14 protein-coding genes are annotated in these 14,404 nt (G+C 69.3%); 6 read left to right on the forward strand and 8 right to left on the reverse strand.

Annotated elements, in window-relative coordinates; genetic code table 11:
• Window positions 1-72: 72 nt before the first annotated feature.
• Window positions 73-2,571, reverse strand: a complete 2,499-nt coding sequence (locus RGU41_RS11395; protein WP_322136255.1) for a DEAD/DEAH box helicase — start codon at window positions 2,569-2,571, stop codon at window positions 73-75.
• Between the two features lie 149 nt (window positions 2,572-2,720).
• Here RGU41_RS11395 and RGU41_RS11400 point away from each other — a divergent pair, with 149 nt between their 5' ends.
• The gene (locus RGU41_RS11400) at window positions 2,721-4,322 is read left to right on the forward strand and encodes a molybdopterin-dependent oxidoreductase (protein ID WP_322136256.1); all 1,602 of its coding nucleotides are present in this window, start codon (window positions 2,721-2,723) and stop codon (window positions 4,320-4,322) included.
• Between the two features lie 178 nt (window positions 4,323-4,500).
• Complete coding sequence (locus RGU41_RS11405) at window positions 4,501-4,890, forward strand: TraR/DksA family transcriptional regulator (protein ID WP_166787332.1); 390 nt, start codon at window positions 4,501-4,503, stop codon at window positions 4,888-4,890.
• A gap of 30 nt (window positions 4,891-4,920) precedes the next feature.
• Here RGU41_RS11405 and RGU41_RS11410 read toward each other — a convergent pair whose 3' ends face one another.
• From RGU41_RS11410 to RGU41_RS11435, 6 genes are all read right to left on the reverse strand, one after another.
• Window positions 4,921-5,298, reverse strand: coding sequence for a DUF202 domain-containing protein (locus RGU41_RS11410; RefSeq protein ID WP_322136257.1), 378 nt, complete (start codon window positions 5,296-5,298; stop codon window positions 4,921-4,923).
• 96 nt (window positions 5,299-5,394) lie between these two features.
• A complete protein-coding gene (locus RGU41_RS11415) occupies window positions 5,395-5,556 on the reverse strand; it encodes a hypothetical protein (RefSeq protein WP_322136258.1) in 162 nt (53 codons plus the stop codon).
• Entirely contained in the window at window positions 5,520-5,657 is a 138-nt protein-coding gene (locus RGU41_RS11420; RefSeq protein WP_322137344.1) for a hypothetical protein, read from the reverse strand. Before RGU41_RS11420 ends, RGU41_RS11415 begins: the two co-directional genes overlap by 37 nt.
• Before the next feature lie 99 nt (window positions 5,658-5,756).
• Window positions 5,757-7,745: an ABC transporter ATP-binding protein gene (locus RGU41_RS11425; RefSeq protein WP_322136259.1), complete on the reverse strand. Its 1,989-nt coding sequence runs from the start codon at window positions 7,743-7,745 to the stop codon at window positions 5,757-5,759.
• Window positions 7,742-9,475: an ABC transporter ATP-binding protein gene (locus tag RGU41_RS11430; protein WP_134448180.1), complete on the reverse strand. Its 1,734-nt coding sequence runs from the start codon at window positions 9,473-9,475 to the stop codon at window positions 7,742-7,744. Before RGU41_RS11430 ends, RGU41_RS11425 begins: the two co-directional genes overlap by 4 nt.
• A gap of 8 nt (window positions 9,476-9,483) precedes the next feature.
• A complete protein-coding gene (locus RGU41_RS11435; protein ID WP_322136260.1) occupies window positions 9,484-10,149 on the reverse strand; it encodes a TetR/AcrR family transcriptional regulator in 666 nt (221 codons plus the stop codon).
• Window positions 10,150-10,272: 123 nt separating this feature from the next.
• On the opposite strand from RGU41_RS11435, the gene RGU41_RS11440 reads away from it, so the two are divergent.
• The 4 genes from RGU41_RS11440 (at window position 10,273) to RGU41_RS11455 (ending at window position 13,310) form a co-directional block, all read left to right on the forward strand.
• Complete coding sequence (locus tag RGU41_RS11440; RefSeq protein WP_134558693.1) at window positions 10,273-10,833, forward strand: TetR/AcrR family transcriptional regulator; 561 nt, start codon at window positions 10,273-10,275, stop codon at window positions 10,831-10,833.
• A 150-nt stretch (window positions 10,834-10,983) separates the two neighbouring features.
• Window positions 10,984-12,072 (forward strand): medium chain dehydrogenase/reductase family protein, encoded by a 1,089-nt coding sequence (locus RGU41_RS11445; RefSeq protein ID WP_322136261.1) that lies wholly within the window; start codon window positions 10,984-10,986, stop codon window positions 12,070-12,072.
• Window positions 12,073-12,192: 120 nt separating this feature from the next.
• Window positions 12,193-12,693, forward strand: coding sequence for a methylated-DNA--[protein]-cysteine S-methyltransferase (locus RGU41_RS11450; RefSeq protein WP_134561989.1), 501 nt, complete (start codon window positions 12,193-12,195; stop codon window positions 12,691-12,693).
• 41 nt (window positions 12,694-12,734) lie between these two features.
• The gene (locus RGU41_RS11455; RefSeq protein ID WP_322137345.1) at window positions 12,735-13,310 is read left to right on the forward strand and encodes a DNA-3-methyladenine glycosylase I; all 576 of its coding nucleotides are present in this window, start codon (window positions 12,735-12,737) and stop codon (window positions 13,308-13,310) included.
• 91 nt (window positions 13,311-13,401) lie between these two features.
• Here the strand turns inward: RGU41_RS11455 and RGU41_RS11460 are convergent, their stop codons facing one another.
• On the reverse strand, window positions 13,402-14,397 hold the full coding sequence (locus tag RGU41_RS11460; protein ID WP_322136262.1) for a malate dehydrogenase: 996 nt from the start codon (window positions 14,395-14,397) through the stop codon (window positions 13,402-13,404).
• Window positions 14,398-14,404: the final 7 nt, after the last annotated feature.

A 14,404-nucleotide genomic window follows, 5' to 3' on the forward strand; every position in this document is an offset into this window, starting at 1 on the left:
GCGGGGCACCCGCCGCCCGCCGCCACCGCGCTCCAAGCACCAGGTACGGTCTGCACCAGGCACGGGCCGACCTTAGAGCCGATTGACCGCCGTGACCCGGACGTGCGCGGCGACGAGGTCGTCCGATTCGGCGAGATCGATCGTCGCGCTGATCCCCCAGTCGTGATCGCCCGCCGGGTCGTCGAGGATCTGCCGCACGGTCCACTCCGTTGCGCCCTCGTCGAGGATCAGCATGCCGGACCCGCGCGCGTTGGCGCCGGTGAGGACCTCGTCGTGTTCGGCGAAGTATCCGTCCATGGCGTCTCCCCAGGCATCCGCCGTGAAGCCGTGCTCGCGGTCGAGCTCGCCGAGCGCGTCGTAGTTCTCGAGCGCCGCGAGCTGAACGCGCCGGAACAGCTCGTTGCGCACGAGGATCCGGAAGGCGCGCACGTTCGTGGTGAGCCGGCGCGGGGGCGGCGGCAGCACGGAGACGGCGCCCTGCTCGTGCGCTTCGAGGTCGGGGTGGATGAGCTCCTCCCACTCGTCGAGGAGGCTCGAGTCGACCTGGCGCACGAGTTCGCCGAGCCACTCGATCAGGTCGAGCAGGTCCTCGGTCTTGGCCTCGTCCGGGATGGTCTGCCGGGCGGCCCGGTAGGCGTCGGACAGGTAGCGCAGCACGACGCCCTCTGAGCGAGCGAGCTTGTAGAACGCGATGAACTCACCGAACGACATCGCCCGTTCGTACATGTCGCGCACGACCGTCTTGGGGCTGAGCTCGAAGTCCGCGATCCAGGGCTGCGACTCCTTGTAGGTCGTGAAGGTGTAGGTCAGCAGCTCCTCGAGGGGCTTCGGCCAGGTGATCTCCTCGAGCAGCGCCATCCGCTCGTCGTATTCGATGCCCTCGCGCTTCATCGCGTTGACAGCTTCGCCGCGGGCGGCGAACTGCTGGCCCATCAGCACCGGGCGCGGGTCGTCGAGGGTCGCCTCGACGATCGACATCATGTCGAGCGCGTAGGTCGGCGACTCCGGGTCGAGCAGGTCGAACGCGGCGAGCGCGAACGGCGAGAGCGGCTGGTTGAGAGCGAAGTTCGGCTGCAGGTCGACGGTCAGGCGGATGTCCCCGCTCGCGCTCTGCTCGACGATCCCGGCCGCGCGCAGCGTCTTGTAGATGCCGAGGGCACGGCGGGCGTGCCCGAGCTGGCGCTTCCACGGCTCGTGGTTGTCGAACACGAGCTCGTAGACGTGCGCGAAGGCGTCGCCGCCGCGGCCGATCACGTTGATCAGCATCGCCGCGGTCATCTGCATGCTCGAGTGCAGAGTCTCCGGCTCTGCGCTGACGAGGCGCTGGAACGAGGGCTCGCCCCAGGACACGAAGCCCTCCGGCGCCTTCTTGCGGATGATCTTGCGCTTCTTCTTGGGGTCGTCCCCGGCCTTCTCGATCGCCTTGAGGTTCTCGGTCTCGTGGTCGGGGGCCTGGATCACGACGGTTCCCGCGGTGTCGTACCCGGCCCGGCCGGCGCGCCCGGCGATCTGGTGGAACTCGCGGGCGTTGAGCTGGCGCATCTTGACGCCGTCGTACTTTGTCAGGGCGGTGAAGAGCACCGTGCGGATCGGCACGTTGATGCCGACTCCGAGGGTGTCGGTGCCGCAGATCACCCGGAGCAGGCCGCGCTGGGCGAGCTGCTCGACGAGTCGGCGGTACTTCGGCAGCATGCCGGCGTGGTGCACGCCGATGCCCATCCGGATCAGCCGAGAGAGGGTCTTGCCGAAGCTCGTCGTGAAGCGGAACTCGCCGATCAGCTCAGCGATCGCCTCCTTCTGCTCCTTGGTGGCGACCTTGACGCTCGAGAGCGCCTGCGCGCGTTCGAGGGCGGCGGCCTGGGAGAAGTGCACGATGTAGACGGGCGCCTGGCCGGTCTTGAGCAGGTCCTCGACCGTCTCGTGCACCGGCGTGGTCTCGTAGTAGTAGTTGAGCGGGACCGGGCGTTCGACGCCCGTGACGACCGCGACCGGCCGGCCGGTGCGGCGGGCGAGGTCGTCGGCGATCTCGGTCACGTCCCCGAGGGTCGCGCTCATCAGGATGAACTGCACCCGGGGCAGCAGGAGGAGCGGCACCTGCCAGGCCCAGCCGCGGTCGGGGTCGCCGTAGAAGTGGAATTCGTCCATGACGACCTGGTCGACCTGGGTGTCCTCGCCGCTGCGGAGGGCGAGGTTCGCGAGGATCTCGGCCGTGCAGCAGATGATCGGGGCGTCCGAGTTGACCGAGGAGTCCCCCGTCATCATCCCGACGTTCTCCGCGCCGAAGATCTCGACGAGGGAGAAGAACTTCTCGCTCACGAGCGCCTTGATCGGCGCGGTGTAGAAACTGCGCTTGCCCGCGGAGAGCGCGGCGAAGTGCGCTCCGACCGCGACGAGGGACTTCCCGGTTCCGGTCGGCGTGCTCAGGATCAGGTTCGCCCCCGAGACGATCTCGATGAGCGCCTCCTCCTGGGCGGGGTACAGCGAGAGGCCCTGGTCCGTCGCCCACTCTTCGAATGCCGCGAACAGGGCGTCGGGATCGGTGACGGACGGGAGGGCGCTCAGAGTTGCCATGATCCTTCGATCCTGCCCTATCGCGCTGGCCGTTGCCTGCGGAGGGGGCGGAGGACGGGCAAGCGACGGCTGGAGACTCTGGCGAAAACACCAGCGAATCGTAAGGAATGCGCGGGCGCGCCCCGGTGCGGCCGCCTTAGGCTGAACGGATGACCGGCCCCGACGCGCGCACGCCCTCCCCTGGTTCCCGCGCGCGCCGGACGTGGACCCGCAGGCCCACCGTGCTCGCGGCCCTCGCCGGGATCGCGGCCGCCCTCGCCGGTCTCGGCGCCGCCGAACTGGCCGCTGCGCTGCTCGCGCCGGCCGGCAGTCCGGTCCTCGCCGTCGGCGCCCTCGTGATCGACCTCGTGCCCGGCTGGGTCAAGGAACTCGTCATCTCCCTCTTCGGCACGAACGACAAGGCCGTGCTGATCGTGACCCTCGCCCTCGGCGCAGCGGTGCTCGCCGCGGCCGCCGGGGTGCTCGAACTCCTGCGCCCGCCGGTCGGGCGCGTGCTCACGGTCGCGGCGGGCGGACTCGCCGTGTTCGCGGTGCTCAGCAGGTCGAGCGCTTCGACCCTCGACGCCCTTCCCTCCGTCGTCGCCATGGTCGTCGCGGCCGTGCTCCTGACCGTGCTGATCACCCGGCTCCGCGCCGAGACGGCTCCCGCGCCCGCGCACACCGCACCGGGCGGCGCTGACGTCGACCGTCGCCGCTTCCTCGCATACACGGGCGCGAGTGCTGCCGTCGGCGCGGTCGCCCTCGTGATCGGCCAGGTCGTGTCCGCCGGCACCCGGGCAGCGGATGCCGCCCGCGCGCTCTTCACCCTGCCAGCGCCGTCCGTCACGGCGCCCGCGATCCCGCCAGCGGCATCCGTCTCCGTTGACGGCATCTCGCCGCTCATCACCGCCAATGCGGACTTCTACCGGATCGACACCGCACTCCAGGTGCCCAGGATCGACCCGAGCACGTGGAGGCTCAAGGTCACCGGAATGGTCGAGAACGAGGTCGAACTGAGCTTCGCCGACCTGCTCGCCCTGCCCCTCGAAGAGAGCACGACAACGCTGATGTGCGTTTCGAACCCGGTCGGCGGCGACCTGTTCGGCAACGCGACGTGGCTCGGATACCCGATCAGGAACCTGCTCTCCCGTGCCGTGCCGACCGCGGGCGCCGACATGGTGCTCTCCCGCAGCCAGGACGGCTGGACCGCGAGCACCCCGCTCGAGGTCCTCACCGACACGGGCCGCAACGCGATCCTCGCGGTCGGCATGAACGGCGTCCCGCTCCCGCTCGAACACGGCTACCCGGTGCGGATGGTCGTGCCCGGCCTCTACGGCTACGTCTCGGCCACGAAATGGGTCGTCGAACTCAACGTCACCCGGTTCGACCAGCACACCGCGTACTGGACGGACCGCGGCTGGTCCGAGCGGGGCCCGGTCAAGGTGTCCTCCCGGATCGACGTGCCGCGCTCGGGCGCCAGGGCCGGAGCGGGCACCGTGACCGTCGCGGGTGTCGCGTGGGCCCAGCACACCGGCATCCGCAGGGTGGAAGTGCAGGTCGACGGCGGCGCCTGGGCCGAGGCGACCCTCGCCACGGCGATCTCGGCCGACACCTGGCGCCAGTGGACCTGGTCCTGGCCTGCGACGGCCGGTGCACACACCCTTCGGGTCCGGGCGACGGATGCCGCCGGCCTCGTCCAGACGGATATCAGGCAAGACGTCATCCCCGACGGTGCGACGGGTCTCGACGAGGTCAGCGTCACGATCGCATAGGGGTCGCGGTTCCCCCCGCCACTCCATCAGCCACTCCATCCGCCCTCCCCCGGCGCCGGTTCGAGCACGTTGTGCACCAATGCGCAAGCCCCGAGACAGCCCGGAATGCCGGGCGTATTCTCGTCAGAACATTCTGGCTGCCCGTTCCACGGGTGGCCTCAGCGCGAAAGGACCAACCATGCGCACCCACGCCAACTTCACCGCCGCAGAACTCCGTCGCTTCGAGCGTCTTCTCCTCGAAGAACGCCACGACGCCTTCCTGGCCAAGGGCCGCATGGACGAGACCCTCTCCGGGGTGCTCGACGCCCGCAACAGCGGAACCGACGACGACGAGCACGACCCCGACGGCCCGACGCTCACGATGGAGTGGTCCCGGATGTCGGGCGTGCACAGTGAACTCGTCGCGAAGTCCGCAGCGATCGACCGTGCGCTCGCCAGGATCCACGAGGGCACCTATGGCCTGTGCGTGCGCCGCGGTGAGCTGATCAGCCGCGAACGGCTCGAGGCCCGTCCTGCCGCGGAACTCTGCATCGACTGCGCCCGCGAGATCGAGGCCGGCGCGCGATAACAGCACCGGCGAAGAAACCCCCGGCGTTCGTCACGCCGTGACGACCCGTCCCACGACGCACAGCACGGCGAGCAGGCCGAGCGCACAGGTCGCGGCGGCGAGCGCCGCGAACGGCCACGCACCACGGGAGGCGAGCGTTGCGGAGTCCCGCAACTCGGCGTGCACTCGCCGGTAGCGGTAGCGCACGCCGATGTACGCGGCAAGGGCGAGCGCGAGCCCGGCCGCGCCGAAGAACACGGCCACGACCCCCACGAGCGGTGCCGCGAACCGCACCCCGGCCGCCACGGCGACGGCGAGCGCGAGCACCGTGCGCTGCCACGCCAGCAGGGTCCGTTCGGGTTGCAGTCCGGGATCGAACGGATGCTCGGCGCCCTCCGGTACCTCCGTCACGACCCCGCCCGCCGGCATCCGCTCACCGGAACTGACCGCTGTTCACGAGACTGCGCCCCGTCAGAGGGCTGCGCCCCTTCACAGGACTGCGCCGCTTCACGGGGCTGCATCGCTTCACAGAAACAAGCCCGCGAAGATCAGCAGCCCGCCCACGACGATTCCGACGGCGAGAACACCGGACAGCGCTGGGGCCGGCAGTGGCCGGTCCTCGCGGAGGGCGCGTTCGATCCGGCTCCAGTTCAGCCACGCGTGCACGGGAGCCAGCAGCCCGAGCACCAGGAAGACGACGGCCGAGGCGACCCGGAAGTCCCCCGGATCGGCAGCTCGAGCACCTCGAGGGCGACGCCGACCGCGAGGAGGGCGAGCGAGGTGCGGATCCAGGCGAGGAAGGTGCGCTCGTTGGCGAGGCTGAACCGGGGTCCGGTTCCCGGCCGTGTCCGTAGACCGACCGGGGAAACCGTCCTTCGGGCATCTGCCTAGACCTCGTCGGTGACGGGAGCGGCGAACTGGGAGTTGTAGAGGGCGAAGTACGCGCCCCCGGCGAGCAGCAGTTCCTCGTGCGTGCCGAGCTCGACGATCCGGCCGGACTCCATCACGAGGATGAGGTCGGCGTCGCGGATCGTGGAGAGCCGGTGCGCGATCACGAAGCTCGTGCGGTCGGCGCGGAGCGCGCTCATCGCCTTCTGCACGAGCACCTCGGTGCGGGTGTCGACGGAGCTCGTCGCCTCGTCGAGGATCAGCACGCTCGGCTTCGCGAGGAACGCCCGTGCGATCGTCAGCAACTGCTTCTCACCGGCGCTGACGTTGCCGCCCTCGTCGTCGAGCACCGTGTCGTAGCCGTCCGGCAGCGAGTGCACGAACCGGTCGACGTAGGTGGCGCGCGCGGCGGCCTGGATGTCCTCCTCCGAAGCGTCCGGACGGCCGTAGGCGATGTTCTCCCGGATCGTGCCGCCGAACAGCCAGGTGTCCTGCAGGACCATGCCCATCCTGCCGCGCAGGTCGTCCCTGGTCATCTTCGCGATGTCGATGCCGTCGAGGGTGATCCGGCCGGAGTCCAGCTCGTAGAAGCGCATCATCAGGTTGACCAGGGTCGTCTTGCCCGCCCCGGTCGGACCGACGATCGCGACCGTCTGGCCCGGTTCCGCGACGAGGTTGATGTGCTCGATGAGCGGCTGGTCTGCCGAGTAGCTGAACGACACGTCCTCGAAGGTGAGCCGGCCGTGGTTGTCCGTCGGGCTCTCAGCGGGCTCGGGGTCTGCGCTCTGCTCTTCGGCGTCGAGCAGGCTGAAGACGCGCTCAGCGGATGCGACGCCGGACTGCAGCAGGTTGGCCATCGACCCGAGCTGCGCGAGCGGCTGGGTGAACTGGCGCGAGTACTGGATGAAGGCCTGCACGTCACCGAGCTGCATGGCGCCGGAGGCGACCTGCAGCCCGCCGACGACGGCGATGCCGACGTAGACGAGGTTGCCGATGAACGTCATCGCTGGCATGATCAGGCCGCTGATGAACTGGGCGCCGAAGCTCGCGACGTTGAGTTCCTCGTTCTTGGCCGCGAAGCGCTCCTCGACCTCCTTCTGGCGTCCGAACACCTTGACGAGGGCGTGGCCGGTGAAGGTCTCCTCGATCTGGCCGTTGAGCTCGCCGGTGTTGGTCCACTGGCCGACGAAGAGCTTCTGCGAGCGCTTCGCGATCAGCATCGTCGTCACGAGGGTGAGCGGGATCGTGACGAGGGCGATCAGGGCCAGGAGCGGCGAGAGCAGGAACATCATCACGATGACGCCGACCACGGTCAGCAAAGACGTGACGATCTGGCTCATCGACTGCTGCAGGCTCTGCGAAACGTTGTCGACGTCGTTGGTCACGCGGCTGAGCAGCTCGCCGCGCTGAACGGTGTCGAAGTACTTGAGCGGAAGCCGGTTGATCTTCGCTTCGATCTCCGCGCGGAGGCGGAACACCGTGCGCTGTACGACGCCGTTGAGCACGTAGGCCTGGATCCAGCTGAACGCCGAGGACAGCACGTAGAGGATCATCGCCCAGAGCAGAACAGTGGAGAGCGCGGCGAAGTCGATGCCGAGGCCCGGGGTCAGGGTCATGCCGCTCAACAGGTCGGCCTTGCCGGTGTCGCCGGAGGCGCGGAGGCCCGCGATGACCTGGTCCTGGGTGACCCCGGCCGGGAGCGCCTTCGAGACGATGCCCGCGAAGATCAGGTTGGTGCCCTGGCCGAGGAGGCGCGGGCCGATCACGGAGAAGGTGACGCTGATCACGGCGAGCACGACGACGACCAGGAGCCAGAGCCGTTCCGGCCGGAGCTTGCCCATCAGGCGCTTGGCGGAGGGGCCGAAGTTCATGGCCTTCTCCACGGGCATGCTCATTCCGCCCATCGGGCCGTGGCCGCCGCCGGGACCGCGTCCGCCTGGCCCGCGGGCCGGTGCTGCCGCCGCTGGGCGTTCGGTTGACTCGCTCATGCTGCTTCCTCCGCTGTGAGCTGTGAAGACACGATTTCCTGGTAGGTCGTGTTGGTGTCGAGGAGCTCCTCGTGGGTGCCCCGTCCGACGATCCGGCCGTCTTCGAGAACGAGGATCTGGTCGGCGTCGATGATCGTCGATACCCGCTGGGCGACGATGATCATCGTGGCCCCGTCGGTGCCGACCTTGAGCGCCGCCCGGAGCCGGGCATCCGTTGCGAGGTCGAGCGCGGAGAAGGAGTCGTCGAAGATGTAGATCTCCGGCCGTTTGACCAGGGCCCGCGCGATCGCGAGCCGTTGCCGCTGCCCGCCGGAGACGTTGGTGCCGCCCTGGGAGATGGGCGCGTCGAGGCCTTCTGGCATCTCCTCGACGAAGTCCTTCGCCTGCGCGATCGTGAGCGCCTGCCACAGTTCGGCTTCGGTCGCGTCGGGCTTGCCGTAGAGCAGGTTGCTGCGCACGGTGCCGGAGAACAGGTAGGGCTTCTGCGGCACGAGGCCGATGTGACCCCAGAGCAGGTCGGGGTTGAGCTCGCGCACACCGACGCCGTCGACGAGCACGGTGCCGCTCGTCGCGTCGAAGAGCCGTGGGATCAGGTTGATCAGGGTGGTCTTTCCGGAGCCGGTGCTGCCGATGATCGCGGTCGTCTCGCCGGAACGGGCGAGGAAGCTCACGTTGCTGAGCACGGGCTGCGCGGCGCCGGGGTATTCGAAGCCCACGTCGAGCAGTTCGAGCTCGCCGTGGCCGACGGTGGCGTTGACCGGGTTCTGCGGCGGGCGCACGCTCGACGGGGTGGCGAGCACCTCGCCGATGCGGTCGGCGGAGACGGTCGCCCTCGGGATCATCACGGCCATGAAGGTCGCCATCATGACGGCCATCAGGATCTGCATCAGGTAGCTGAGGAACGCGATCAGGGTACCGACCTGCATCGAGCCGTCCTGGATCCGGAAGGCGCCGAACCAGATCACGGCGACGCTCGACACGTTCAGCACGAGCATCACGATCGGGAACATCAGCGCCATCAGGCGGCCGGCGCGAAGTGCAACGTCGGTGACGTCCTCGTTGGCGACCGCGAAGCGGGCCGTCTCCCGGTCCTCGCGCACGAAGGCGCGAATGACCCGTATGCCGGTGAGCTGTTCCCGGAGGACCCGGTTGACGGTGTCGATCTTGACCTGCATCGTGCGGAACAGGGGAATCATCCGCACGATGATGAGCCCGACGGCGATGAGGAGGACCGGAACGCTCACGGCGATCAGCCAGGACAGCTGCACGTCCTGGCGAATGGCCATGATCACGCCGCCGATGGAAAGGATCGGGGCCGAAACCATCAGGGTCGAGGTCATCAGCACGAGCATCTGCACCTGCTGCACGTCGTTCGTGGAGCGGGTGATCAGCGACGCGGCGCCGAACCTGGTCACCTCCTGCTCGGAGAACTCACCGACCCGGGTGAAGACCGCGCCGCGCAGGTCGCGGCCCAGGGCCATAGCCGACTTCGCGCCGAAGTAGACGGCGATGATCGAACAGATGATCTGCGCCAGGGTGATCAGCAGCATCAGCCCGCCGGTGCGGAGGATGTAGCCGGTGTCACCGGTGGCGACGCCCTGGTCGATGATGTCGGCGTTGAGCGTCGGCAGGTACAGCGAAGCGATCGACTGCGCGAGCTGGAACACCACCACCGCCGTCAACAGCCGCCAGTATGGCCGTAAGTACTTCACGAGTAATTTCCAGAGCATCGGTTCTCCTAGGGCAAAGCGGGGATCAGGGTGGAGTCTGTGGCCGGCGCGGGGGCCGGAAGGGTGGCGTCGACGAGTGGTGAGCCGGGCGCCGTCGGGCCGGGCGCGGGGGATCCGTCGATCCCGTGCAGGATCAGGGCGGCGATCTCGGCGTCGTCGAACTCGGGCCCGTTACGGACGTGAGGGACCGACGCGGCCAGGGTCAGCATCCGGATGACCTGGGCCGCACGCTCGGCGGACACCGTGAGCCGGTCGAGGTCCGGCGCGAGGATCCGCGCGATGATCTCGACGAATTCCCGTCGAGAGTCGTCGCCGGGGTGCGGGCCGCGGTGGCCGATCACGGACATCAGGCTGAACACCGTCGTGAACCGGTCCCGCATCAGGGCGACGATCGCGGTGATGCGTTGCTCGAGGGGCAGGGTGGTGTCGATGCCGCGCAGCCGGCGCCGGAACGGTTCGGGGTCGACCTGCCGGGCGACGACGGCATCGATCAGGTCGTCCTTGCTGTCGAAGGCCCGGAAAATGGTGCCCTCCGCAATACCGGCCCTGTCGGCGATCTGCCGGGTCGTGACGGCGTTCCCGTGCTCGAGCAGCAACGGAAGGGTCGCTTCGATGAGCATCGCCCTCCGGTCCTCGACCGGCAGCGGCTTGGCACGGGGCGGCTTGGCTGACATCCCCCCAGCTTAGATGAGTGAGCGCTCACTCACAAGCGGATGCCCGGCGAATTTCTCGTGAACAGCCGTCGGCTTCCGGAAACTGCTTGCACACTCCCCGAGAGTGAGTGTACAGTCACTCACATGCCAGCCCCCACCGTTCGCCTGTCCACCGCCGAAGCGCGCCGATCGATCGTCATCGACAGCGCGATCGAGGTGTTCGCGCGGACCGGGTACCTCGGCACGCCGATCGCGGCGATCGCCGAACACGCCAGGATCTCCCCCGCCTACGTCTCCAAACTGTTCCCGAACAAGGAGGCGCTCTTCGTCGCCGCACTGGACGAATGCTTCGATCGTGCGGGGGCCGCCCTTTCCCGCGGGGCGGACACCGGCGTCGACCGGAGCCCCGACGGCATCCTCTCCGCGATGGGCGGCGCATACGCCGACCTCATCGCCGACAGGTCGCTCCTGATGCTCCAGGTGCACGCGCAGTCCGCCGCCAGCGTTCCCGAGATCGGTGCGGCGCTCCGGCGGGGCATCGAATCGATCACGACCCTGGTCCGCTCACGCTCGGGGGCATCGGACGAAGCGGTGCAGCGCTTCGTCGCCTATGGCCAGCTCTGCCACCTCATCGTCACCACCGGACTCGACGAGATACCGTCCGAGTGGGCGCGCCTGCTCACGGCCGGCATCCGCCACCCCTGACGCGCTCCCCCTCATCGGGCGCCGCAGCCCGACCCAGCATTCGTCTCTCTCGCATCGTTCATTCTCGCCATCAGTGAGTGATCAGTCACCCACTTCCCGTTTCCGACACGACACCAACACCAACACCAACACCAACACCAGGAGAACACCATGACGAACAACATCCAGCCCGCAATGACACCCGCGACGGCCACCGCTACACCGAACGCCTCCCCCACGCTCACCACCGAGATCGTGATGCCCGGCGTGGTCGAACCGGACGGCTTCCAGATCCGGCGACGGATGCTGCCGGCACCGTCCCGCGGCCAGGCCCGGGTGCGCGTCGAGGCGAGCGGCATCTCGTTCGCCGAACAGTCGATGCGTCGCGGGCGCTACCCCGGCCAGCCCGCGTTCCCGTTCGTTCCCGGCTACGACCTCGTCGGCGTCGTTGAGGCCGTCGGCCCGGGCGTCGATTCCGCTCTCATCGGCGGGCGTGTCGCCGCAGCGACCAAGACCGGCGGCTGGGCGAGCGAAGCGCTCGTGCCCGCCGCCGACCTCGTGCCGGTGCCAGCCGGGCTCGATCCGGCGATCATCGAGTCTGTCATCGTCAACGGGATCACCGCCTGGCAGATGCTGCACCGGAAGGCGCGTGTCGGGAGCGGCCAGACCATCCTCGTGCACGGGGCGAGCGGCGGAGTCGGCACGATTCTCGTGCAGCTCGCCCGCCACGCGGGAATCCGGGTGATAGGAACGGCCGCTCCCCGGCACCATGAGGCCCTCCGCGGCCTCGGGGTCGAGCCGGTCGACTACTCGGACCCGGACCTCGCCGCCCGCGTCCGCGAGCTCGCCCCCAGCGGTGTCCACGCCGCCTTCGACCACCTCGGCCTCGCGAGCGCCCGGATCTCGAAGAGCCTGCTTGCTCGCGGAGGCACCCTGGTCTCGTACGGCATCGCCTCGGCCCTCAAGGACACCGGGTCCCTCCTGCCGCTCTTCATCGGGCTGCTCGCCCGGCTCACCCTCTGGAACACCCTGCCGGGCGGCCACCGCGCCCTGTTCTACGACTTCTGGGCCGGGCACCGGGTCACGCCGGCCGCCTATCGCAGGCACCACAGGGAGGACCTCACCGCGGTCCTCGACCTCGTCGAGCGCGGCATCGTCACCCCGCAGATCGCCGCACGGTTCCCGCTCGTCGAGGCCGCGGCCGCGATGCAGCTCGCGGAGTCGCGCAGCGCCCTCGGCAAGGTGATCCTGATCCCCTGAGCCGAGGCCTCCGGCCCGGGCACGGATGCCGCGCCTCCCCACCAGGCGCGGCTCGCGCCGGGATTTCCCCAGGTCCGAAACCCGCCAGAGGCGCGCGCGGACGCCGACTACAGTCGAACCATGGACAGCATCCCGACCGCCTTGATCCGTCTCCCCAGCCCCATCGGCCGGCTGGAACTCACCGGCGACGACGTCGGCGTCCTCACGCTCGCCATCGAGCGCGACGGGCACCTGCCGCTCGAAACCCAGCCGGAGCACCCCTCCCCCGTGCTCGAAGAAGCCGCGAAACAGCTCACCGAGTACTTCGCGGGCACCCGCACCCGTTTCGACGTTCCGATGCACCTCGCCGGCGGCACCGCATTCCAGCGTGCGGTCTGGGCGCGCCTCGACGAGCTCGACTTCGGAACGGTCACGAGTTACGGCGAACTCGGCCTCTCCATCGACCGGCCGGGCTCCGGGCGAGCGATCGGCGGGGCCGTCGGCGCGAACCCGCTGCCGATCCTGATCGGCTGCCACCGCGTGCTCGCGAGCAACGGCCGCATCACCGGCTACAGCGGCGGCAGCGGCATCCCGACCAAGGAGTGGTTGCTCGGCCACGAGGGCATCGAGTACCGTTCGTGACCGACCCGGCACCCAGGGGCGGTGCGACGGCACTCCCGGCGGTGCCCCCGAGCGCCCTCCGCACCGGTGACGACGGAGTCGTACGCTGCGCGTGGGCGAACGGCGACCCCGAGTACCGCCGGTACCACGACGAGGAGTGGGGTCGCCCCCTCCGCGACGATGAGCGGCTCTTCGAGAAGCTCTGCCTCGAGGGGTTCCAGGCCGGGCTCTCCTGGATCACGATCCTTCGTCGTCGACCGGCGTTCCGTGCGGCGTTCCACGGCTTCGACGTCGACAGGGTCGCGGCCATGACCGCGGCCGACGTCGAACGGCTCCTCGACAACGCCGCCATCATCCGGCACCGCGGCAAGATCGAGGCCGCGATCGGCAATGCCAGGGTCACCCAGAACCTCGGCGAGAGTCTCAGCGACCTGATCTGGAGCTTCGCTCCGCCCGCCCGCGCCATCCGGCCGCGGGAACTCGGAGACGTCCCGGCGATCACCCCGGAATCGACGGCGCTCAGCAAGGATCTCCGCACCCGCGGCTACCGTTTCGTCGGCCCGACGACGATGTACGCGCTGATGCAGTCCGCGGGCCTCGTCGACGACCACATCGCCGGCTGCCACCGCGCCCCCTGACCGAGCGAGAGTTCCTTTTCCGGTCGAGAGTGACCGACGCATCTGGCACTTTCGACCGGAAAGGTAACCCTGGCCGAGAGCGAAGAGGCGGTCAGCGGGCGGCGGGAAGAAGGCCGAGGGCGCGCACGTGGTCGCGTTCCTCGATGAGTTCGGCAACGGATGCGTCGATCCGGGTCCGGGAGAAGGCGTTCAGTTCGAGGCCCTGCACGATCTGCCACTGGCCGTCGACCGACCGCACCGGGAAGGAGCAGACCAGGCCCTCCGGCACCCCGTATGAGCCGTCGGAGACGATTGCGGCGGATGTCCAGCGCGCGCCGGTGCCGTGCACCCAGTCGTAGACGTGGTCGATCGTCGCCTCGGCTGCCGACCCCGCCGAGGAGGCGCCGCGCGCGGTGATGATCTCGTAGCCGCGCTTCTCGACCCGCGGAATGAAGGTTCCGGCGAGCCAGTCCACGTCGACGAGCTCGCGAACCGGTCGCCCAGCGGCCGTCGCGTGGAAGACGTCCGGATACTGCGTCGCCGAGTGGTTGCCCCAGATGGCGAGGCCGTCGATCTCGGAGACGTGCACCCCGAGCCGCACCGCGAGCTGGGCGACGCCGCGGTTGTGGTCGAGCCGGGTCAGCGCGGTGAAGCGCTCGGCGGGAATGTCCGGTGCGAACGCGGCGGCGACGAGCGCGTTCGTGTTGGCCGGATTCCCCACGACGAGCACGCGAACGTCGGATGCCGCCCCCGCGTTGATGGCGGTGCCGTGCGGCCCGAAGATGCGGCCGTTCCCCTCGAGTAGCGCAACGCGTTCCTCGCCGATGCCGCGCGGACGGGAGCCCACGAGGAGGGCGACGTTCACCCCGTCGAAGGCGCGCGTGGGGTCATCCGTCACCATCACGTCCCGCAACAGTGGGAAGGCGCAGTCCTCGAGTTCGAGGGCCGTCCCCGCCGCGGCAGCGAGCCCGGCCGGGATTTCGAGGAGCCGGAGGTTGACCGGGGTCGTCGGGCCGAACATCTGGCCGGACGCGATCCGGAAGAGCAGCGCGTAGCCGATCTGGCCGCCGGCGCCGGTTACGGTGACATTCATCGTTGGAGTGGACACGCTGCCA

It is taken from the genome of Cryobacterium sp. 10C3 (assembly GCF_034314285.1).
Classification (GTDB): domain Bacteria; phylum Actinomycetota; class Actinomycetes; order Actinomycetales; family Microbacteriaceae; genus Cryobacterium; species Cryobacterium glucosi.

Coding starts and splice junctions, on each gene's coding strand:
- RGU41_RS11395 (WP_322136255.1), bottom strand. CDS start 2,571: ATGGCAACTCTGAGCGCCCTCCCGTCCGTCACCGATCCCGACGCCCTG.
- RGU41_RS11440 (WP_134558693.1), top strand. CDS start 10,273: ATGCCAGCCCCCACCGTTCGCCTGTCCACCGCCGAAGCGCGCCGATCG.
- RGU41_RS11450 (WP_134561989.1), top strand. CDS start 12,193: ATGGACAGCATCCCGACCGCCTTGATCCGTCTCCCCAGCCCCATCGGC.
- RGU41_RS11410 (WP_322136257.1), bottom strand. CDS start 5,298: ATGCCGGCGGGCGGGGTCGTGACGGAGGTACCGGAGGGCGCCGAGCAT.
- RGU41_RS11405 (WP_166787332.1), top strand. CDS start 4,501: ATGCGCACCCACGCCAACTTCACCGCCGCAGAACTCCGTCGCTTCGAG.
- RGU41_RS11430 (WP_134448180.1), bottom strand. CDS start 9,475: ATGCTCTGGAAATTACTCGTGAAGTACTTACGGCCATACTGGCGGCTG.
- RGU41_RS11435 (WP_322136260.1), bottom strand. CDS start 10,149: ATGTCAGCCAAGCCGCCCCGTGCCAAGCCGCTGCCGGTCGAGGACCGG.
- RGU41_RS11445 (WP_322136261.1), top strand. CDS start 10,984: ATGACGAACAACATCCAGCCCGCAATGACACCCGCGACGGCCACCGCT.
- RGU41_RS11425 (WP_322136259.1), bottom strand. CDS start 7,745: ATGAGCGAGTCAACCGAACGCCCAGCGGCGGCAGCACCGGCCCGCGGG.
- RGU41_RS11400 (WP_322136256.1), top strand. CDS start 2,721: ATGACCGGCCCCGACGCGCGCACGCCCTCCCCTGGTTCCCGCGCGCGC.